18 protein-coding genes and 1 tRNA gene are annotated in these 18,884 nt (G+C 53.5%); 12 read left to right on the plus strand and 7 right to left on the minus strand.

The features are described from left to right. Nucleotides 1-556: formate--tetrahydrofolate ligase (locus TY09_RS11295; protein WP_042432117.1), on the plus strand; the 556-nt coding region annotated here is incomplete at its 5' end. Nucleotides 557-1,093: 537 nt separating this feature from the next. After that, complete coding sequence (locus TY09_RS11300) at nt 1,094-1,393, plus strand: DUF6809 family protein (RefSeq protein ID WP_042434408.1); 300 nt, start codon at nt 1,094-1,096, stop codon at nt 1,391-1,393. A gap of 129 nt (nt 1,394-1,522) precedes the next feature. Here TY09_RS11300 and TY09_RS11305 read toward each other — a convergent pair whose 3' ends face one another. The 3 genes from TY09_RS11305 to TY09_RS11315 form a co-directional block, all read right to left on the minus strand. Beyond that, a complete protein-coding gene (locus TY09_RS11305; protein ID WP_042434411.1) occupies nt 1,523-2,866 on the minus strand; it encodes a fucose isomerase in 1,344 nt (447 codons plus the stop codon). Between the two features lie 127 nt (nt 2,867-2,993). Then, on the minus strand, nt 2,994-4,985 hold the full coding sequence (locus TY09_RS11310; protein WP_042434414.1) for an alpha-glucosidase: 1,992 nt from the start codon (nt 4,983-4,985) through the stop codon (nt 2,994-2,996). A gap of 23 nt (nt 4,986-5,008) precedes the next feature. Further along, nucleotides 5,009-5,776 (minus strand): sulfite exporter TauE/SafE family protein, encoded by a 768-nt coding sequence (locus tag TY09_RS11315; RefSeq protein WP_042434417.1) that lies wholly within the window; start codon nt 5,774-5,776, stop codon nt 5,009-5,011. A 559-nt stretch (nt 5,777-6,335) separates the two neighbouring features. Here TY09_RS11315 and TY09_RS11320 point away from each other — a divergent pair. The 4 genes from TY09_RS11320 to TY09_RS11335 are packed head-to-tail and all read left to right on the plus strand — an operon-like array spanning nt 6,336 to nt 9,749. Then, the gene (locus TY09_RS11320; protein WP_042434420.1) at nt 6,336-7,457 is read left to right on the plus strand and encodes an iron-containing alcohol dehydrogenase family protein; all 1,122 of its coding nucleotides are present in this window, start codon (nt 6,336-6,338) and stop codon (nt 7,455-7,457) included. A 19-nt stretch (nt 7,458-7,476) separates the two neighbouring features. Continuing rightward, nucleotides 7,477-8,304 (plus strand): transketolase, encoded by an 828-nt coding sequence (locus tag TY09_RS11325; protein WP_042434422.1) that lies wholly within the window; start codon nt 7,477-7,479, stop codon nt 8,302-8,304. After that, nucleotides 8,305-9,273, plus strand: coding sequence for a transketolase family protein (locus tag TY09_RS11330; protein ID WP_042434425.1), 969 nt, complete (start codon nt 8,305-8,307; stop codon nt 9,271-9,273). Then, nucleotides 9,270-9,749, plus strand: a complete 480-nt coding sequence (locus tag TY09_RS11335; protein WP_042434428.1) for an RpiB/LacA/LacB family sugar-phosphate isomerase — start codon at nt 9,270-9,272, stop codon at nt 9,747-9,749. Before TY09_RS11330 ends, TY09_RS11335 begins: the two co-directional genes overlap by 4 nt. Nucleotides 9,750-9,870: 121 nt before the next feature. On the opposite strand, the gene TY09_RS11340 is transcribed toward TY09_RS11335, so the two are convergent. Beyond that, on the minus strand, nt 9,871-11,121 hold the full coding sequence (locus tag TY09_RS11340; protein WP_042434431.1) for an ROK family transcriptional regulator: 1,251 nt from the start codon (nt 11,119-11,121) through the stop codon (nt 9,871-9,873). Between the two features lie 28 nt (nt 11,122-11,149). Then, nucleotides 11,150-11,812, minus strand: coding sequence for a DUF4867 family protein (locus TY09_RS11345; protein ID WP_052335616.1), 663 nt, complete (start codon nt 11,810-11,812; stop codon nt 11,150-11,152). Nucleotides 11,813-12,234: 422 nt separating this feature from the next. Between TY09_RS11345 and TY09_RS11350 the strand changes: the two genes are divergently transcribed. The 3 genes from TY09_RS11350 to TY09_RS11360 all read left to right on the plus strand — a co-directional run bounded on the left by TY09_RS11350 (nt 12,235) and on the right by TY09_RS11360 (nt 15,368). Then, on the plus strand, nt 12,235-13,527 hold the full coding sequence (locus TY09_RS11350; RefSeq protein ID WP_042434433.1) for an ABC transporter substrate-binding protein: 1,293 nt from the start codon (nt 12,235-12,237) through the stop codon (nt 13,525-13,527). Between the two features lie 100 nt (nt 13,528-13,627). Further along, nucleotides 13,628-14,497 carry a carbohydrate ABC transporter permease gene (locus tag TY09_RS11355; RefSeq protein ID WP_042434436.1) on the plus strand — a complete coding sequence of 290 codons (870 nt, stop codon included), beginning with the start codon at nt 13,628-13,630 and terminating at the stop codon, nt 14,495-14,497. Between the two features lie 10 nt (nt 14,498-14,507). Continuing rightward, on the plus strand, nt 14,508-15,368 hold the full coding sequence (locus TY09_RS11360; RefSeq protein WP_042434439.1) for a carbohydrate ABC transporter permease: 861 nt from the start codon (nt 14,508-14,510) through the stop codon (nt 15,366-15,368). 144 nt (nt 15,369-15,512) lie between these two features. Here TY09_RS11360 and TY09_RS11365 read toward each other — a convergent pair whose 3' ends face one another. Further along, complete coding sequence (locus TY09_RS11365; protein ID WP_009065214.1) at nt 15,513-15,764, minus strand: GlsB/YeaQ/YmgE family stress response membrane protein; 252 nt, start codon at nt 15,762-15,764, stop codon at nt 15,513-15,515. A 482-nt stretch (nt 15,765-16,246) separates the two neighbouring features. On the opposite strand from TY09_RS11365, the gene TY09_RS11370 reads away from it, so the two are divergent. The 3 genes from TY09_RS11370 (at nt 16,247) to TY09_RS11380 (ending at nt 17,807) form a co-directional block, all read left to right on the plus strand. Further along, a complete protein-coding gene (locus TY09_RS11370; protein WP_042434442.1) occupies nt 16,247-17,068 on the plus strand; it encodes an EFR1 family ferrodoxin in 822 nt (273 codons plus the stop codon). Nucleotides 17,069-17,214: 146 nt separating this feature from the next. Beyond that, nucleotides 17,215-17,290: transfer RNA gene (locus tag TY09_RS11375), tRNA-Ala, on the plus strand. An 85-nt stretch (nt 17,291-17,375) separates the two neighbouring features. After that, the gene (locus tag TY09_RS11380; protein ID WP_052335618.1) at nt 17,376-17,807 is read left to right on the plus strand and encodes a PaaI family thioesterase; all 432 of its coding nucleotides are present in this window, start codon (nt 17,376-17,378) and stop codon (nt 17,805-17,807) included. Between the two features lie 232 nt (nt 17,808-18,039). Here the strand turns inward: TY09_RS11380 and TY09_RS11385 are convergent, their stop codons facing one another. Next, nucleotides 18,040-18,771, minus strand: a complete 732-nt coding sequence (locus TY09_RS11385; RefSeq protein ID WP_042434445.1) for an alpha/beta hydrolase — start codon at nt 18,769-18,771, stop codon at nt 18,040-18,042. Between the last annotated feature and the right edge of the window lie 113 nt (nt 18,772-18,884).

The raw sequence follows: 18,884 nt of genomic DNA on the forward strand, positions 1-18,884 counted from the left end.
CCTGCCCTGCGTAGTCGCCATCAACCGTTTCCCCACCGATACCGAAGCCGAGCTGACTCTGATCCGCAGCAAGTGCAAAGAGCTGGGCGTTGAGGTTGCTCTCAGCGAGGTATGGGCAAAGGGCGGCGCCGGCGCAGTAGAGCTGGCGGAAGAGGTCGTTCGTCTGTGCGAGGCCCCGAATAACTTCAGCTATGTGTACGATGCCGAGCTGTCGATCAAAGAGAAGCTCAACGCGATCGTACAGAGAGTGTACCACGGCAGCCGCGCTGTTCTGACCGGCCCGGCCGTGAAGCAGGCGCAGCAGCTCGAGCAGCTTGGCTTTGGCAACCTGCCGATCTGCATGGCGAAAACACAGTACAGCTTTACCGATGACGCGAAGTCCCTGGGCGCTCCCGAAGGCTTCGAGATCGCGGTCAAAAACCTGAAGGTATCCGCGGGTGCCGGATTCATCGTTGCTCTCACCGGCGACGTGATGACGATGCCCGGCCTGCCGAAGAAGCCCTCGTCCGAGAACATCGATGTGGATGAAAACGGCCGCATTTCCGGCTTGTTCTAATCCGTATTTCTCACTCATTTTTGCCGCCCCCGCGCCATTTGCGCCGGGGCGGCGCTTTGTTTTTACGAATGTCAAGCCCCCTGCATTCTTTTTGTAAGAATGCAGGGGGCTTTGTGTCAGCAGACAGTTTTATAAAATTAGATTGACTTATCGTCCTGGCAATAATATTATATTGTTGTCAGGACGATAAGCGAGGTGATGATTTGAGTCCACGCACAGGTCGGCCCCCATCTGGTAACGCGCGGCAGCAAAAAGTGGAAACGAGGATGACGAACAAAGAACTGGAAACACTTGACTACTGCTGTAAAATGACAAAGATGTCGAGGTCAGAGGTGATACGGGCTGGTATTGAGCTGATCTATTCCAACTTGTGTAACTTCAAAGAAAAATAAAAGGAAGCGGCGTCCAACCCACAAAGCAAGGCGCCACTTCCCCCAACCAACAAATGCCCGAAAGCAAATGCTGCGTAAATATTATAGCATGCGCGGCCATTCCTTTCAAGCCGTTGTTGGGGAAACAAGGAAAGGATGATTTTTTATGACGAGCATTCTCGAAGAATTTGCTTATGGCAATCTATCGCCGGAGGCGCAGCCTTTTCATCGAAATTCCGAATATGGTGAGGCCATGCGAATGTTGACCCGGAATGAGGAATATCTTCTGGAAAGACTGAATGAGGAAGAAAAAATACTGTTTGAAAAGTACATCGATGCACAGGACGAGCTGAACAGGCTCACTGCGGTCGGAAACCTGATTTACGGCTATAAGCTGGGGGTTACGATGACGGCGGAGGTCTTTGTCGGAATGGACGATTTGTTTCAGCATGGGAGAAATCGCTGATACTTCAAAACGCTCTCCGCAACATAGTCCAGAAGTACTCTGTTGAATTCAGACTCTATCACAGCAGAAAGCGGTCAAGGCATTCGCCCTGACCGCTTTCTGCTGCTCTTTTTTAAACCGAAAGACGCTTTATTCGTACACTTCTGCTTCAAGCCGGAGCATATCGGCCAGAGCCAGCAGCTCGTCTTTTACATCTCCGTAAATCACGGTAAAGTGCGGCTCCCAACCGGCTTTTACACTGCTTTCCACCACACGCAGAGCGTCGGCCTTCGGCTGTACCACCACAGAGGTTCCGCAGAATTGCTTTGGCTTATCAAGCGCGCGGCCCGGCAGAATAAACAGCCGGAAGGTTCCATCCACCTTTCGGCCCATGCGAAAAACCGTTGCCTGCTCTGCCGGTTTGCACCCGAATTCCATCGTGGGGCCGATCTTCCGGTTCGGGTGAACCCCCACCTGCGCGCCGGTGTCCACGCGGGCCAAAGAGCAGGCGGCAGTACCGCAGTGCCAGTATGTAATGGTGTTTTCCACTTCATCCAGAGAAACGGGGTCGCCGAAAAAGGTCGGCAGACTGGTCAGCTGGGTGCCGATGTACATCGACAGCGCGCCGTAAACATCCGATTCACAGGCGGAGGCAACCAGATTGTCATTTAGCATCGCCAGAACGGAGCATACCGGCGTGCCGTAGGCGGTAAAGAAATCCGGCCAGCAGCGCGAAGAAAGCGCACCGATCCCGTTTGCTTTTACATAGTCGTCATAGGCTTTGTACAGCCGCACAAACGCGTCACGGTTTTTGGCGGGCGTGTTTTCCAGCCCCGTCATGGCCTGCTCGGCGGCTTTGCGGCAGTCAGCACATTCTTCCTCCGTGTAGCTCACGGCTTTTTCCATCAGCTCACGCGTTTCAATGGATTCGAGCGTAACGCCAAAGGTGTGCAGCAGCTCCGAATCGAGCGCACGGCCAAAGCCAAAGCCCTGAGGCGTATGGCCCACCGCCGCCATTTTCAGCGAGTGGAGCTTGTGATAGACCTCACCGGCGCGCAGGAACGCGTGGATTTTGTGAATCACCGCTTCCTCCTCGGGCGCGCCGAATACATACGCAAACCGGTTGTCGCCCAGCGCGTGCATAGCGTTGGCGGCGGAATAAGCCCCCGTCAAAGAATTCAGACGCAGCCGCCCGCCGTCGATCACCGGTTCCCGCAGTGTCCACAACAGGGTGGGGCCAGAGAAGCGGTGGCGAATCTGGCTTACGTAGGCCGCGTTGGCAAAGGTGATATTCTGGATGATCAAAAGTTGAGGGGAAATCGTATCCAAAAACGCATTCAGCTCCTCGATCGTCAGCAGCATGTTCTGCGGACACACCACCTGAGTCGATAAAGAGGTGAGCAATCCGACTGATTTTTCAAATTCCGCCTGCGCACTTTCCAGATGAAACGTGGGCACCCCAATGGGCAAATAGGCCACCTGATATTCCGCCATAACAATTCCGCCTTTCGTTAGTCCTTGCGATTGAGCGCGACATATGCTTCGTGCCCGCGGATTGGTACTGTTCACCCGCAGACTCTTTTCCAGGAAAAAATACTTCGTACCGGCTTATAATACTGCGTTACAGCTCCGCAAGCCCGCGGAACAAGCGCTTGTACTCACTTTCTTTTCGGTAAAACACGGGCGGGTAGCCTATCGGTGCATCAACAAGATGCTCTCCGCCATCGAATTCCGCACCGCTCCACAGATGCACCCAGCTGTCCTGCGGCAGGTATACCCGCCATTTGCAGACCTCTTTTTCCAGAACCGGGGCAACGAGAAGCTCGCGGCCGAACAGATACTCCGTCTGGATGTGATAGGCCGCGCGATCTTCTGGATAATGCACGAACAGCGGGCGCTGCACGGGCAGGCCGCGCGTCGCGTTTTCCTCCACAAGCTGTTTGAGGTAAGGCTTCAGCGCCACATGGATTTTGGCAAGCCGGGCGAACTGTTTCAGCGCGTCCTCGTCGTCATATACCTGAAAATTTTCATCGGGGCGGTTGCCCTCGTGCGTTCGCATCACAGGGGTGAACACCGCCATCTCCGCCCAGCGAAGGAACAGCTCTTTGGTGCGCCGATTGCCGAACAGCGACGTGTATCCGCCGATGTCGCTGTGGCTGAGCCCGCAGCCGCACATTCCGGCGCTGAGGGCAGCCGTGATCGTGGTTCCAAGGCCGTCGTGTCTGCTGAAATCCACGGATTGATCCCCGGCCCAGAGCAGAGGGCAGTATTTTTGCGAGCCCGTGGCCCCGGCACGCATAAAGAATACGGCTTCGCCAAGTTTTCCGCTTTCCGCGACCGCCTCATAATTGCAGCGCGCCCAAAGAGCGGGCCAGTGATTATGCTCCAGCATGGGGGAAACGCCGTTGAACAGTTTGACGTCGGTGGGTAGATATTCACCGAAATCGGCCATCCAGCCGTCAATTCCCAGAGCCAGAATCTGTTTTTTAATGCAGTCTTTGTACCACTCAAAGGCTTCGGGATTTGTCAGGTCGACTACGCCGCAGTAAAACTCGCCAAAATCCACCAGATAGTCGCCGCCGTCCGCGGCAAGAGCGAAATAGCCTTTTTCTTTTGCTTCTCGATACAATTCGCCGTCGTTCACCAGATATCCGTTGTTGTACGCCAAAAAGCGGATGCCGTGCTCCTTGTATTCGCGGATTTTTTCCGGCAGGCCGGGGTACATCTTCTCATTGAGCTTCCAATCCCACTGCAGCCGTCTGCCAAATGAGGTTTCGCGCTTCCCAGCCCAGTCCTGGCACCAGATTCCGGCCAGGGGAACGCCGCTTTGCAAAGTGCGCTCCGCAAGGGAAAAGGCACGCTCGGCGCCGCCCTGCACGCCGAGGATCACGCCGTTGTAAATCCAGTCCGGCAGCAGCGGCTGGCGGCCAAGGAATTCGCTGAGCCGGTACAGCAGGTTCTCCCAGTTGTCGGCGGCTTCGATGCGAATGCGGTTCGGCACCGCCCAAAACTGCAGCTCGTGGAATGCTTCATTTCGAAAGTCGAAATCCGCGTAGGCGGTGCAGTCCGCATGCAGATAGTATTTTCGGGACGAAACGTAGGTAGGCTGCGGGTAGTTGGTATTGTAATAGTCGCCTCCGGCCTTGTTCTCCACATCGGAGCGCCAGGTGATATAGGTCGTTTTGTCGCGTCCCACACCGGGCTCAGATGTCCACAGGGGGAAATGCCGGCCGCGCAGGTTCAGATAAGACATCTGCTCGCCGCAGCCGTAGCAGGATTCGTCTGCGTCGGCGCACACGCGCAGCCAAAAACGGTTGATGGACGGATCGAGCTGTTCAAAAGACAGCTCCGCGAGCTCGCCCTGAAGCATCACCTGTATGCGAAGCCGCTCTTCCAAATCCAGCGTCCATCCGGAATCCGTTTCTTCGGCCCCGGTGACGCGAAGCGGCACGCGTTCCGACAGATAATCCTCTATTTTGAAATTGCCGCGGTACATCTCGACGCTTTCCTGTCCGACTCCCACATAGATCATCGGCCGCTGCGGCGAGGCCTCGAGCAGAATGGTATCGTTATGACGCAGAATCCAGGCGGTATGATTCCAACAGGCTTGCATGATTCGCACCTCGCTTTCTTTGTTTACCCGGCCATCAGTGCCGGCAGGGAGGAGTAGGCCATAAAGCAGCCCGACAAAAACAGTATGATATATACCATAAACAGAAAGTGCCGGTTCGGAATTTTTTGATGAATCCAGGTGCCGAGCAGAATACCGGCCGCCAAAAACGGCAGAGTGATCAGGCTCATGCGTAACACTGTGCCGGTAAAAACACCGGTTGCAATGTAGCGGATCAGTAAAATCAAATTCAGACTGAACCAAAACGAGCACATGGTAGCGCGGAACTGGCTTTTTTCACGAATGGTACGCGTGATATAGATGATCAGCAGCGGGCCGCCCGAGCTGAAAGCACCATGAACGATGCCCCCAAGGAACAGCAGAAAGTAGAGTATGTATTTGCGAAAGCCCTGCGGCATGGTGTCGGTGGATTTTATTCTGCTCAGCCCCTGACGGATTCCGTTTGCGGCGACGAGGATCATGAAAACTGCCAGCAAGAATTTCAGCACCATTTCGGGCAGCGCGGAAAACGCCCACATGCCGATCGGCAGGCCGAGGAGCACAAACAGCATCACAATGCCGTACTGCTTCCACTGGATTTTTCGAAAATCCGTCGCGATGACATAGGCGGAAAGCAGCCATGCGTGCAGGCAGAGCACCGGCACTGCGACCGACACACCTGCAATGGCGATTCCAAACGGGAGGGCCAGTACGGTGGAGCCAAAACCCGTAATCGATTCGATGACATGCGTGACAAAAGAAAGCAGCCCGAACAGCAGCTCTTCCATGCTCATAAACGGCCTCCCCAATCCTGAATCGCCGAACTGCAAAACGCGGGGCGCTTTACCCAATCGGGCTGATTGAAATTATTTTTAACAGGTTTAATTAAATAGTAATATAGGTGAGAATCAATGTCAATCAATAAAACGACTAAATCAAAGCTAACATTTTTGGAGGGGTAGAAGTCTCTTTTCAAACAGCACGAAGTTTCTTCTGGCAACCCTGTAGGAACAGTGTTAAATGCAGGTGAGCAGAAAAGCGCATATCTCCAGGGAAAACGCAGCTGTTCCGCCGATTTTTAGTGATGATCAGACATAGATTCGGAAAATCAGAAGAGGGAAGTACTCATGAACTGTTTCAATCAATAAGCTGCATCAGGGCTAAGTAAAACCGCCGTGAGAAAAAAGAAAGCGGTCAAAAAGCACAAAAAGCAGTCGGAATTATTTAATTAAAACATTTAAAAAATAATTGACTTTTCTTTTGGCGGCACCTAAAATCAAAAGTAGAACGACCGGATTGCAGCAAAATGCGCGATTCAGTTAAAAGGTTTATCTGAATGTGAGGGGAGAAAGCATGGATACGGTTTTTCAGTTTACGATGCCGACCAAAATCGTTTTTGAGGACGGCGCAGCTTTTCATGCGGGGGATCAGGTTAAGGGGGAAAGCGTACTGGTGATTTCAGACCCATTTTTATATCAGAGCGGAGTCGCCCGAAAAATCGGCGAAGGTCTTGGCGGCAGGCGAGTGGCCTATTTTAGTGAAATTGAGCCGAACCCTTCCTGCGAGAGTGTGGACACGGCGGCGCAGGCTGCGCGCGACGCGGGCGCTCGGTGCGTGATCGGTCTCGGCGGCGGCAGCTCGCTGGATGTAGCAAAGGTGGTTGCCTGTCTTGTGAGCAATCCGGGCAGCATCTACGACTATTACGGCGGCGGAACCAAACAGCTGGAACGCCGCGAGGCGCAGCTCATCTGCATTCCCACCACGGCGGGCACCGGCAGCGAGGTAACGAATGTCGGTGTGTTCACGAATCGTAAAACCGGGAAGAAGGTTCCCATGCTCAGCCCGCTTTTCTGGCCGGACATCGCCCTGGTCGACAGCACCCTGACCCACACGCTGCCCGCGGCGGTCACGGCCTCCACTGGGATGGACGCGTTCTGCCACGCGATCGAAGCATATTGGAACCGGGAATCGCAGCCGATGTGTGACATGCTTGCCATGCGCGCAATGAAGCTGATTCTGGAAAATATCAAAACGGCGTACGATTCCCCGCAGGACGCACAGGCGCGGCGAAACATGAGCTTGGCCAGTACGCTCGCGGGTGTCGCGTTCAGCCAGACCCGCACCACCGGGATTCACGCGGTCAGCTTCCCGCTGACGGTGGAATTCGGGCTGAGCCACGGCGAAGCCTGCTCCATTACGCTGCCTGCTTTTATCCGCATCAGCGAAGAAAAGAAGCAGAAGAAAATGCGTGAGCTGTGCGGCTGGCTCGGGTTTGCTGATGTTCCGGCGCTGGCGCAGGCGGTCGAGGATCTGATGCGCAGCATGAACATGCGCACACGGCTGCACGAAGCCGGGGTGCGGGAGGAAGATATTGAACAGATCGCGCAGGTTGGGCTGGAGGCGGCGATCATCCAGCTGACCCCGGCGGAGATGAACAGGCAGACGGTGACGGCCCTGCTTCGTTCCATACTGTAATTCAGACAGGAGGACAAAGATGAGCGAACAACAAATCGATTTGCAGCATCAGGCCAATGTCATCCGCAAGCTGACGCTGGAGGAAATCGGGAAGCTCGGCGTCGGGCATGTCGGCGGCAGCCTTTCTATTTGCGAGGTTCTCTCGGCGCTGTATTTTCGGCTGATGAAGATCGATCCCCAAAATCCCGGGTGGCCGGAGCGCGACCGGCTGGTGCTCTCGAAAGGGCACGGCGGCCCGGCCTTGTATGCCGCGCTGGCACTGAAAGGCTATTTCCCGATAGAGCTGCTCGATACCCTGAACCGTCCCGGCACCATGCTCCCCAGCCACTGCGATATGCGGCGCACCGTCGGCATCGATATGACCACCGGCTCTCTGGGGCAGGGCTTTTCCGCCGCGGTCGGAATGGCGCTCGCGGTTCAGATGGACCATCTGCCGAACACGATTTATACTATTATCGGCGACGGCGAAAGCGACGAGGGCCAGATTTGGGAGGCCGCCATGTTTGCGGGTGGCAGGCGGCTGGATCATCTCATCGCCTTTACCGATTACAACAAAATGCAGATCGACGGCTATACGCAAGAGATCAATCCGCTCGAGCCGCTGGAGGACAAATGGCGTGCCTTCGGCTGGCATGTGCAGTCGATCGACGGCCACAACACCGATGAGATTGTGAGCGCGGTGGAGCAGGCCAAGCGCGCGCAGGGGAAGCCCTCCATGATCCTGCTGAACACGATCAAGGGCAAGGGGGCTTCTTTTTCAGAGGGAAAACTCGCCTCCCACAACATGAAGCTGACCGAAGAAATGTGGAAAGCAGCGGTCGCCGAGCTGGAAAAGGAGGGAGCGTAAATGAATCAGCCGTTTGAGGTGAAGTTGGAGGAGCATTGGCTGCGGGATACCTACGTAGACCTGCTGCTGGAATACGCCCAAAAGGATGACAGGATCGTCGCGCTGGACGCGGATTTGATGGCGGCATCGAGTGTCAAACGCTTCTCTCAGCAGATGCCGGGCCGGGCCATCGATGTTGGCGTAGCCGAGGCGAATATGATCGGCGTTGCGGCGGGACTCGCCGCCATGAGGAAAATACCGTTCACGCATTCCTTTACCGCCTTCGCAAGCCGCCGCGTGTGCGACCAGGTGACGCTTTCGGTCGCCTACGCGGGCCTGAACGTCAAGATGGTTGGTAGCGACCCGGGAATCACAGCGGAGCTGAACGGCGGCACCCACATGAGCATGGAGGATGTGTCGATCATGCGGAACATCCCCGGAATGACGGTTTACGAGCCGGTGGACAGTGCCCAGCTGCGCGCGGCGTTCCCGCAGATTCTGGCGCACGACGGCCCCGTTTATATTCGCCTGCTGCGCCGGCCCGCGGTGCGGATTGATTCAGAGAACGACGAGTTCACGCTCGGCAAGGCGTCCCTTCTGCGCGAGGGTGGGGATGTCACGATCCTTGCGACCGGAATCATGGTGGCTGAGGCGCTTCTGGCGGCTGAAGAGCTGGCCGGGCAGGGGATCAGCGCCGAGGTGCTGAATGTACATACCGTCAAACCGTTTGACGAAGAAGCAGTTCTTCGCAGCGCAATGAAAACAGGAGCGGTGGTTACGGCGGAAAACGCCTCCGTCATCGGTGGGCTCGGCAGCGCCGCCGCGGAATGCCTTGGGGAGAACTGCCCGGTGCCCCTGCGACGGGTCGGGGTGCGCGACTGCTTTGGCGAGGTGGGCTTGACCGACTACCTGAAAGAAAAATTCGGCCTCACGGCAAAGGAGATCGTCCGTGCAGCGCATGAAGTGACAGAAAGGAAGAATTTCAGATGAAGGTATTGATTGGATCGGATAAATCTGGGTTTGGCCTCAAGGAAGAGGTCAAAGCATATCTTGCCGGCAAAGGCTACGAAATGACCGACTGCAGCACGCTTGATCCGGAGCAGCCGAAGCCCTTTTTCGAGGTGGCGCCGATCGCAGCGCAGAAAATTCAGAGCGGCGAGTTCGAGCGCGCCATTTTGATCTGCGGCACCGGCATGGGTATGGCGATCGTCGCCAATAAGTTCGAGGGCATTTATGCGGCTTGCTGCGAAAGCACCTATGCGGCCGAAAAATGCCGCGCCATCAACGACGCGAATATTCTCACCATGGGTGGCTGGATCATCGCCGGTATTCTGGGCTGTGAAATGGCCGAAACCTTCCTCACCACCGGGTTTACCGAGAATCTGGAGGAATGGCGGCAGGAGTTTTTGAAAGGCGCAAAACAAAAGGTCGGCGCAATCGAAGAATCCATTTACCGCAAGGGGTAATATTCCATGAAAGCAGGATCACTTTTGGCAATGCCCGTTATCATGCGTTCTACTTATTTCCCAATTCAAAAATCCCGCGAGCCGAAGTTCGGTTCGCGGGATTTTTGACGGTGAAACAGAATCAGAGCTCTTTTTCTTCACTGTTCAGCAGGCCGCCGTTTTCAAAAAACAGGCTTTCCACTGTTGCGGCGGGGCCGAGTGTTTCCAGCCCCATGTTGTAATGGCTAAAGCTGACCCGTTCGGTATTGGCATAGCGGGTCAATTGCTGCTGCAAAGACTGCCGGAAGCGCTCATTTTCAAACAGCTCCCCGTACAGCACTACGCTTTCGGGGTCGAACAGCGTAAGCATGTTTTTGATCACAAGGCAAAGATAGAAAATCACACGGTCGAGCGTTTGCTCCACAACGTGATCCTCGGCATTGTAGGCGCGGATGACCTCCTGAATCGTCACTTTCGAAGCGTCGCCACCGGTCAGATCCCACAGCACCGGCGTGCGCTGCTCACCGAGCATGCTTTTCATCGTGTTTTCGATGGAATCGTAATGGATGATTGTCTCAAGGCAGCCCTGATTGCCGCACACGCAGGGCGCGCCGTTCGGGTCAGCGATCATGTGGCCGAGCTGAATCGCCCGGTAGTTGAATACGCTGGATTGTCCGTCCCCCAGCGTGTAGGCCGCGCCGAGACCCGGGCCGTATTTGATGAACAGCATCGGGTGAATCTGGCGGTGGCTCGAAAGCACGCTTTCCCCGTGCGCCAGTGCGCAGATGTTATTGGTCAGCAGCACCGGCATTCGGAGCTTTTCCGATAAAATGGAAGCGACAGGAATGTTGCGTTCCTCCCATACCTGAAACGGATTGACGCTGATCCCGTTGATGCTGTCTACAATGCCGTTGATACTCACGCCGAGCCCCACCATCGTTCTGGTGGAAAGCACATTGTATTCCGCAAGCTTTGCCTGAATCGTGTGTGTCAGCTTTTCCAGAATGGCTGGGGCCTTGCGGCGGCAGTCGCCGGTGTAGATCAAATCCTCAAACAGGATGGTGTTGTTCAGGTCGGTGCACAGTACCCGGAATTTGTGCCGGGTAATATATACCCCCAGCGCGGCGTAATGGGCGCCGTTGATCTGGAGTAGCACCTCGCGCCGCCCTTTTCGGTTGGTGCTTTTTTCCCGTTCTGCTTCCACCTGGCAGAGCAGGCCCTCGTCGAGCATCTCGCCGGTGATCATCGTGATGGCGGCGGGCGTCAGGCCAAGCCGCAAGGCGATTTCTTTTCTGGAGATACTGCCGCTCAGGTGGATCAGCTGTAGAATGGAGCTGCGGTTCTGTTTTTTCACGGCCAGCATATTGACTCCGTTTTCGCGCACATTGGGCATCGGTACGCCCTCCTTCCTGTGTTTTAAATTAATAGAAAACCTGAATATTCTTTCCTGTCAGTCCGGCATAAGCGCCGTTTTTGGCGGGAGCGCTTTCCGGGTGTGCAATCAGCCATTTTCCCTGCATCCAGAGCAGGCGTTCCTCCCCGCGGGCGTTTTCAGGCAGGCGCTCTAAAGGCAGATTTGTGCTCTGCGGCAGAACGACAACGCATTTGAAGCCTTCATCGCTTACCCTGCAGGGGGCAAAATGAAGTGTGGTTCCGTAAAGCTCGCACGCGGTTCCGGCGGGAACATAATAGCCCTTTACCAAAGAGGTATCGAGCGTGTTGCCGCGGATATCGCGGGCGTCGGCAAGCAAGAGCACCAGATCGGTCACGGCCAGGTCCAGCTCCGGCATCTTGTGGTATTCCAGCGCGTTCAGGTGGCTGCCGTTGCCGATGCAGTAGCCGACCTCGATCGGCATGGAGCCGTTCAGTTTCTCTTTTACGGCGGCGGCCAGCTCTGTGGCGCAGAGTCTGGGATCGTCGGCTACATAAACGTTCCCCGATTCGGGAACCGCGATTTGCTCCATTGTTTTGAGCCACGGGGTAAAATCGTATTCCTCTACGATCCGGCCATATTGCCGGAAGGATTCGTCGGTGACGGGGAGCAGAGACAGCGCCGGATTTTTCTTTACCAAATCAGTATACACGTTCCAACCTCCCAAATTGCATTTTAAATATTGAAACCGTTAAATGAATTGCGAAAATGTCCGCCGAAAATATGGATGCGTGATTTGGAACAGGGCAGATCATTCTTTTGGTTTGATCTTAGCATAATTTTAAAGCAAAAAGCAATCCGAATTTAAATTAATTAAAAGATTTAATAATATAGCACAAATTGTGATATTTAAAAATAGTAGAGTAAACAAATTTAGAGCATTTCAATAAAAATTGTTTACATTACACAAATCCTAAGATATAATTTGAATCGGGGAGGCACCCGTGAAAGCAGAATAGAATAGGAAAAACAGGATTAAGTTTAGGCACTTAAATAACTTGCTGCCACAACGGGGGCCAGATTTGTTTCAGTCGAGGAATCTGAGAGTATTTTAATGTATTAGGAGGTTGTGTAATGAAAAAGTTGATCGCTTTCAGTTTGGCGGCAGCGATTGGAGTGCTTTCCTTTACGGGCTGCAGCGGCCAGACGGGAACGGCGTCCGGCGCTGGCAGCAGCCAGGCAGGGCAGGAGGTCACTCTGACGTTCCCCTGTATTTGGGTCGGCTCCGACAGCAAGGCAAAGGTGTTCGGCGAAATGGTCGCGGGCTTTAACACCGAATATGCCGGGAAGTATCAGATTAAACTGGAGGAGCAGACGGATTACGACGCCTACCGCGATAAGATCCGTACTCTGATTTCCACCGGAGCCGCGCCAGATCTGTTTACCGTGCAGGATTTCCCGGATCTGGAGCTGTATGCATCGTCCGGCAAGCTGATGAACCTGACCGATTTTCTGGCGGAATCCGACATGGCCTCCCGTTTTGAGGACGGGATCATCGAGAGAGCGCAGATCGACAGCGCCAACTACGCGATGCCTTATGAGAGCGCGGTTGTTCCGATCATGTACAATCAAAAGCTGCTGGAAGAAGCCGGCGTAACGTCCATTCCCACTACATATGATGAATTCTGGGATGCCTGCGCCAAGCTCAAGGCGAAGAACATTTTCCCGGCAACGCAGATGACAAGCGCCAACGCGTGGACCTCCATGCTCTGGTACTCCTATGCTCTGGCGGCCTGCGGCGGTGCAGATGTCTATAAGAACGGCTTTGATGACCCCGCGTTTGAAAAAGCGGCGGAGATCATGGTGAAAATGTTCCAGAACACCTCGTCCGACGCAGTCGGTGCGGACGCCACTGTGGTAAACGGCCACTTCTTCAATGAACGCGCTGCCATTTACACCAACGGCTCCTGGATTTTGGGCCGCATCAAGAAAGAGGGCGTGCAGGGCCTGTACGACAATCTGGTGCTTGCACCCGGCCTGAGCTACGACGGCAAAAACGGCGGCGCGTATATCAGCACCATTCAGGCGTATCTGGTGGCAGGCAAGCAGGATGATCCTCAGAAGGCCGAGGCGGCCAAAGCGTTCCTGCGCTATGTCAGCGATCCCGAACGCGTGGTAGAACTTGCAAACTCCTCCGGTGCTCTGTTCGCCATTAAAATGGATGCCTCTAAAATCACAGACCCGCTGCAAGCCGAGATCGTAAAGCAGAGCGCCGCGGCGTCTTTCATGATCGGTCATTTCCAGGGCTCCGTTCCCACGGCCGTGGCAAATGAGTTCCCCGCGGCACTGGAATCCCTTGTGATCGGCGACATTACCCCTGCTGAATTTGTGCAGCACCTGAAGGAAGTAAAGGACAGCAACAGCTGACAAATTTGGTTTTCGAGCAACATCGGTTATGCCGCGGGTGGGATCGTGTTCCTTGGGCCGCCCGCGGCCTTTCTTTGAAAAGGAAACAGGGGAGTTTACTATGAAGATCACAAAGCAGGACAGGATCGGCATCGTTCTTTTCCTTGCACCGGCGCTTTTGTTGATTCTGGTGTTTTTTATCGTCCCGATCCTTTCCGTTGGCGTTACCAGCTTTTTTAAATGGAATGGGATCACTGCGCCGGAATTCAGCGGGTGGCAAAACTATGCCAAAATTTTTTCGGATAAGGTATTTTGGCGCAGTGCCAGGAATAATCTGATCTGGGTAGCCGGAGCCTGTCTGGTGCAGGTTCCCCTGGCGCTGATCATGGCGATGGTGCTTTCCACAAAGCCACGCGGATGGAAAATCTTTCGGACCGTTTATTTTTTGCCGCAGGTGATCTCCGGCATCGCCATTGCCATGCTGTGGTCGGCGGTATACAACAGTGAATTCGGTCTTTTGAACGGCCTGCTTAAGCTGGTGGGTCAGGGGGATTCGACCCGCAATTGGCTGGGGGACCCCAAAACGGCATTTACCTGTGTGCTGGTGTACGGCTTATTTTACATCGGGTACTTTATGGTCATCCTGATGGCCGGGATCAGCGATATTGACGAAAGCTATTACGAAGCAGCCACCATCGACGGCGCGAGCCGCCTGCAGATGGAATGGCATATAACGATTCCCCTCATCCGATACTCCATCATGACCTGCGTAACGCTGGCGGCCGTGTACGCGCTGCGTACCTTCGAGCAGTTGTATCTGCTCACAAACGGCGGCCCGGCCAACCGTACCTCGGTCTTGGTGCTGTACCTGTACAATCAGATGCGCAATAACAATTACGGCGGCGCCAATGCTTCGAGCATGATGCTGATTCTGACCGGCACGCTGGTGATCATTGTGGTGCGCAGGTTGTTTGCGGAAAAGAAAAGATAGGGGGAGCGTCATGGAAGGGATTGTAAAAGGAAAAGCCAGTTACAGCACCAAGGGAGTTTTGTGTCTGATTCTCAAATGGGTTATCATCCTTCTGTTTGCGGTGTACACGCTGTTCCCGCTGCTGTGGCTGTTGATTACATCGTTAAAAACCAACGCCGAGTATTTCAATGATCCGTTTTCTTTTCCGGCCGTTCCGCAGTTTCAGAATTACATCAACGCGTTTTCTCAGGCCAATCTGGGGCAGATGATCTGGAATTCCGTGACGGTTGCGGTGACCGCCACCGCGGCGACCGTATTTGTGGCCGCTATGGCCTCATATGCGATCTCCCGCTTTGACTTTAAAGGAAAAGAAATCTTCTTCACCATTTTTTCCGCCGGCGTGATGGTTCCGCTCAACGCCCTGATGGTTCCGTATTTCACGATTTTCAGCAGAATCGGCCTGCTCGATTCCATGAACGCGCTGCGGATTCTGTACACGGCGATCGGCCTGCCGATTGCAGTCATCATCATCCGCGGATTTATGGATTCACTGCCGCGCGAAATCGAAGAGGCGGCGTATATCGACGGCTGCGGATTTTTCGGGCGCTTTTTTCAGATCATCCTGCCGCTTTCCAAGACGGGGCTGATTACAGCGGCCACGTTTCAGTTCATCACTTGCTGGAATGAATTCGTTTACGCCAATCTGCTGACCTCATCCCCGCAGAATAAAACGATCCAGATCGGGATCCGTTATTTTACCAACCAGTTTACAACGGATTATGTATCGATGTACGCGGCGATTATTATTGCAATTGTTCCCAGTGTTCTGGGGTATGCGCTCTTCCAGAAGCAGATCATTTCCGGCATGACCAGCGGTGCGGTAAAGGGCTGACCGCCGCGCGGAGCGGTGATGATGCCCGCTGCAAAAACCATTTTCCAAGCTTATACGCCATACAGTTTTGCATAACAAACAGGAGCGTCGGGCCATTGGCCCGACGCTCCTGTTTGCAGAAAAGAGGGGAAAGCTCCGCTTTTCTCAATGATTTTTAAACAGCCTTAAGATCCACAGGAGAATGACAGAGCCAATCACAGCAACTAACAGACTCCACAGGTTAAATCCGGTGATTCCCACACCACCGAGCATGTTCATCAGAAAACCGCCGATCAATGCGCCGACAATACCAACTACGATGTTTGCAAACGCGCCCATAGAGGCGTCAGTATTCATAAATTTACTTGCAATCCATCCAGCCAATGCGCCAATAATGACCCAAGCGAGTATACCCATGGATAAACCTCCTTCTCTTTCCACTTATTTAATATGAAGTTTTGCCCAAAAAATCAGTCGTTTATTCATTAAAATACACTGAGGGCGGCTCCTGGTCTTTCCATAACGCTTGAAAAACGCTGGTTTTGATCTTGTTGACTTCTCGATGTGTTATGTTATAATGACCTCACGCCGCGAGCAAAAGCGGAGCTTTTGGGGCGGAGAGAGCATAGAATCATCCGTTTGGTGGTCTATGATACTTAGGATCCCTTTTGAGAGACAGTCTCAAACTTATGATAGAATGACCTCACGTGTAAGGTAGGGGAAAGCTTTCTTTTCATCATACTGGTATCCCGGCTGTTTCTCGTAAGTCGATATAAGAACTTATAATGGAAAAGCTCATGATATAATGACCTTGCAAAACCTCACGCCGCACTGTTATTTGCGTCAAAGTGAGAAAACGGATGATATCATAAAGAACAATATGAAAAAGGAGCGGTGAAATGTCTGGAATCAATCAGGTAAAGGCTGTTTTTTTCAGCGCTACAAGAACGACTGAAAAAACAGTGATGAAAATTGCCGGGGCTGCAGCGGAGAAGCTGGGGCTGCCCGTCAGTATTGTGGATTTTACCCTGCCCAAAGGCCGGGAGTGTCCGCTGGTGTTCGAAGAGGATGATCTGGTGATTTTCGGAACTCCGGTATATGCGGGCCGGGTGCCGAATGTGCTGCTGAAATTTTTGGACACCTTACAGGGCAATCATGCGCTGGCCGTGCCGGTAGTGCTCTTTGGCAACCGCAATTACGATGACGCTCTGATCGAGCTTCGCGATCTGTTACATAAAACGGGATTTCGCCCGATGGCCGCGGCGGCTTTTGTCGGTGAGCACTCGTTTTCCCGGGTTCTGGCCGCAGGAAGACCGGATGCGGAGGACTTTTCGAAGGCCGGGCACTTTGGGCAGCAGGTTGCAGAGAAGCTCCTCTCTGGGCAGGAGCTTTCGCTGATCGAGGTGGAAGGTGTCCCGCATCCGTACCGCGGGTATTATCAGCCGCGCGACAGGAAAGGGAACCCGGTAGACATCCGAAAGGTAAAGCCGCAGACCAGTTCGGCGTGCAACAACTGCAAGCTGTGTGCCGAAATCTGTCCCATGGGTTCCATTTCTTATGAGGATGTGAGCGAATATATTGGCATCTGTATAAAGTGTGGGGCCTGTATCAAAAAGTGTCCGCAGGGCGCCAAGTATTATACGGATGAAGGGTATCTGTATCATCAGCACGAGTTGGAAGAAGGCTTGACCCGCCGTGCCGAGCCCGAATTGTTTTTATAATCGTTTTATAGGATAAAACGGTAAAGTTACGCAAATCCATAAAAGGCTATTTTTTTTGAAAAAAGTCTTGCTTTTTTGGATGTATCATGATATTATAGTCAGGCAGTTCAGCGAAAAACGACGAATTTTCCGCAGAATTGCCCTATGGGGGTATAGCTCAGCTGGGAGAGCGCTTGAATGGCATTCAAGAGGTCAGCGGTTCGATCCCGCTTATCTCCACCATATCGTGAAAGAGATCGTTGAAATCCGGAAGATTTCAACGATCTCTTTTATATCACCGTGTTGAGAGAAATGAGAGAGAGTTTAGATGAATCCAATTGACAGCAAGATGAACACACGGAACGCATGGCGGGAGAGAGAAAATTCCGTGCAGAGTTTCTCCTCCTACAATGGGATCACCGTTACAAAGCTGGAAAAGGATGTGGCTGAGGGAGAGCTGGTCATTACACCCCAATCTCTGAACTCTGCGGGGATTGTTCATGGCGGCTGCCTTGCCACGTTGGCCGACACGGTAGCCGGTAACGGCGTTGCCTGCGCCACCGGGCACATGTGCATCACCGTGAATTATTCCTTCCACTTTTTAAACCCCGCCTCGGGGGATGGACACAAGATTTATTGTCGGGCCATTCCTCAGAAAATAGGACGTACCCTCTGCCTGTACGAGGTTTCTCTGACCGACGACAACGGGCGGGAGGTAGCAGCCGGGTCCTTTACCTTCTTCCTGAAAAAACCTCTGTGAATTTTTGTTAGCAATCGTCTCTGTTCGTGCTAAATACGATTTGTTCGGCACTGACGTATGCGGGCCGATAGAATGGAGGCAGCTCAGCTGGGAGACCGCTTATTTCTACCAAGAAACAGAATAACCGCAAGGCTGAAAGCCTTGCGGTTATTCTTACATACACAGCCTTGCGGTTATTCTTACATACACAAAAGTGGTCAAGTAAGGGAATTGCTTTTTCTGATATCCTATTCTATCTGCGCAATACCAATTGCAGTGCCCTTTCAAACCTTAAATCGAGGTTGTCTATATGACCGCCGTCATCCCAGATCAGCGGTATGTCCTGATGTGGTAACTGTTTTTTTAATATGAGGTGCGCCCGATTCAGGCAGTTCACCGAACAGCGCAAAGGCGGAGGATCGCCGACGCCTTCCATGCGTCCTGAGAGCAGCAGTACACGGACAGTGGAACTGAGCGGAGTATGGGCCTGCATGAAAGAAACAAAACCCGGGTACCAGAAAGACCCGGATATGCTGGCCGCGCACCCGAAACAATCCTGCTTGTATATCGCATACAGCGAGATCAGCCCCCCGAGAGATACGCCGATGATCGAGGTGTCCGCAGATCCGGGCAGCGTGCGGTAATTGGCATCGATATGAGGCTTCAGGCCCGTTGCCAGAAACTGAAGGTATTGATCCCCGACCCCGCCAAACGCCGGCGCGCCATTCATGACTGCCTGCGCGGGCCACGGTGTATATTCATCGTGGCGGTTTTGGGGGATCACGCCCACAATGATATGTTCATAAAGTCTTCCGGAATCATTGCCATGCCCGTCGCCAAGCAAATTTTCCAGGACAGGGAGAAGCCGGTCGCCGTCCTGCACATATACGACAGGGTAACGTGTATCCCCCTGCGCGTAAGATGTGGGGAGACAGACATAATAGTCTCTGCCTTCATATCGGTTTCTTTGGATTGAAATACTCAAACAGAAGCCTCCTTCTTTTTTGATATATCCTGTGCTTCAGTTGAAATTCAACAAGCATTTCCTCGCCTGTTTACTATAGCAAATCACGCGGCATTATGGAATGAATACATTTA

The sequence above is a fragment of the Faecalispora jeddahensis genome (assembly GCF_000577335.1).
Lineage (GTDB): Bacteria > Bacillota > Clostridia > Oscillospirales > Acutalibacteraceae > Faecalispora > Faecalispora jeddahensis.

Bases quoted from the DNA above. Each gene is read 5' to 3' on its own strand.
- TY09_RS11300 (WP_042434408.1), top strand. From the start codon at position 1,094: ATGACGAGCATTCTCGAAGAATTTGCTTATGGCAATCTATCGCCGGAG.
- TY09_RS11305 (WP_042434411.1), bottom strand. From the start codon at position 2,866: ATGGCGGAATATCAGGTGGCCTATTTGCCCATTGGGGTGCCCACGTTT.
- TY09_RS11310 (WP_042434414.1), bottom strand. From the start codon at position 4,985: ATGCAAGCCTGTTGGAATCATACCGCCTGGATTCTGCGTCATAACGAT.
- TY09_RS11315 (WP_042434417.1), bottom strand. From the start codon at position 5,776: ATGAGCATGGAAGAGCTGCTGTTCGGGCTGCTTTCTTTTGTCACGCAT.
- TY09_RS11320 (WP_042434420.1), top strand. From the start codon at position 6,336: ATGGATACGGTTTTTCAGTTTACGATGCCGACCAAAATCGTTTTTGAG.
- TY09_RS11325 (WP_042434422.1), top strand. From the start codon at position 7,477: ATGAGCGAACAACAAATCGATTTGCAGCATCAGGCCAATGTCATCCGC.
- TY09_RS11330 (WP_042434425.1), top strand. From the start codon at position 8,305: ATGAATCAGCCGTTTGAGGTGAAGTTGGAGGAGCATTGGCTGCGGGAT.
- TY09_RS11335 (WP_042434428.1), top strand. From the start codon at position 9,270: ATGAAGGTATTGATTGGATCGGATAAATCTGGGTTTGGCCTCAAGGAA.
- TY09_RS11340 (WP_042434431.1), bottom strand. From the start codon at position 11,121: ATGCCCAATGTGCGCGAAAACGGAGTCAATATGCTGGCCGTGAAAAAA.
- TY09_RS11350 (WP_042434433.1), top strand. From the start codon at position 12,235: ATGAAAAAGTTGATCGCTTTCAGTTTGGCGGCAGCGATTGGAGTGCTT.
- TY09_RS11355 (WP_042434436.1), top strand. From the start codon at position 13,628: ATGAAGATCACAAAGCAGGACAGGATCGGCATCGTTCTTTTCCTTGCA.
- TY09_RS11360 (WP_042434439.1), top strand. From the start codon at position 14,508: ATGGAAGGGATTGTAAAAGGAAAAGCCAGTTACAGCACCAAGGGAGTT.
- TY09_RS11365 (WP_009065214.1), bottom strand. From the start codon at position 15,764: ATGGGTATACTCGCTTGGGTCATTATTGGCGCATTGGCTGGATGGATT.
- TY09_RS11370 (WP_042434442.1), top strand. From the start codon at position 16,247: ATGTCTGGAATCAATCAGGTAAAGGCTGTTTTTTTCAGCGCTACAAGA.
- TY09_RS11380 (WP_052335618.1), top strand. From the start codon at position 17,376: ATGAATCCAATTGACAGCAAGATGAACACACGGAACGCATGGCGGGAG.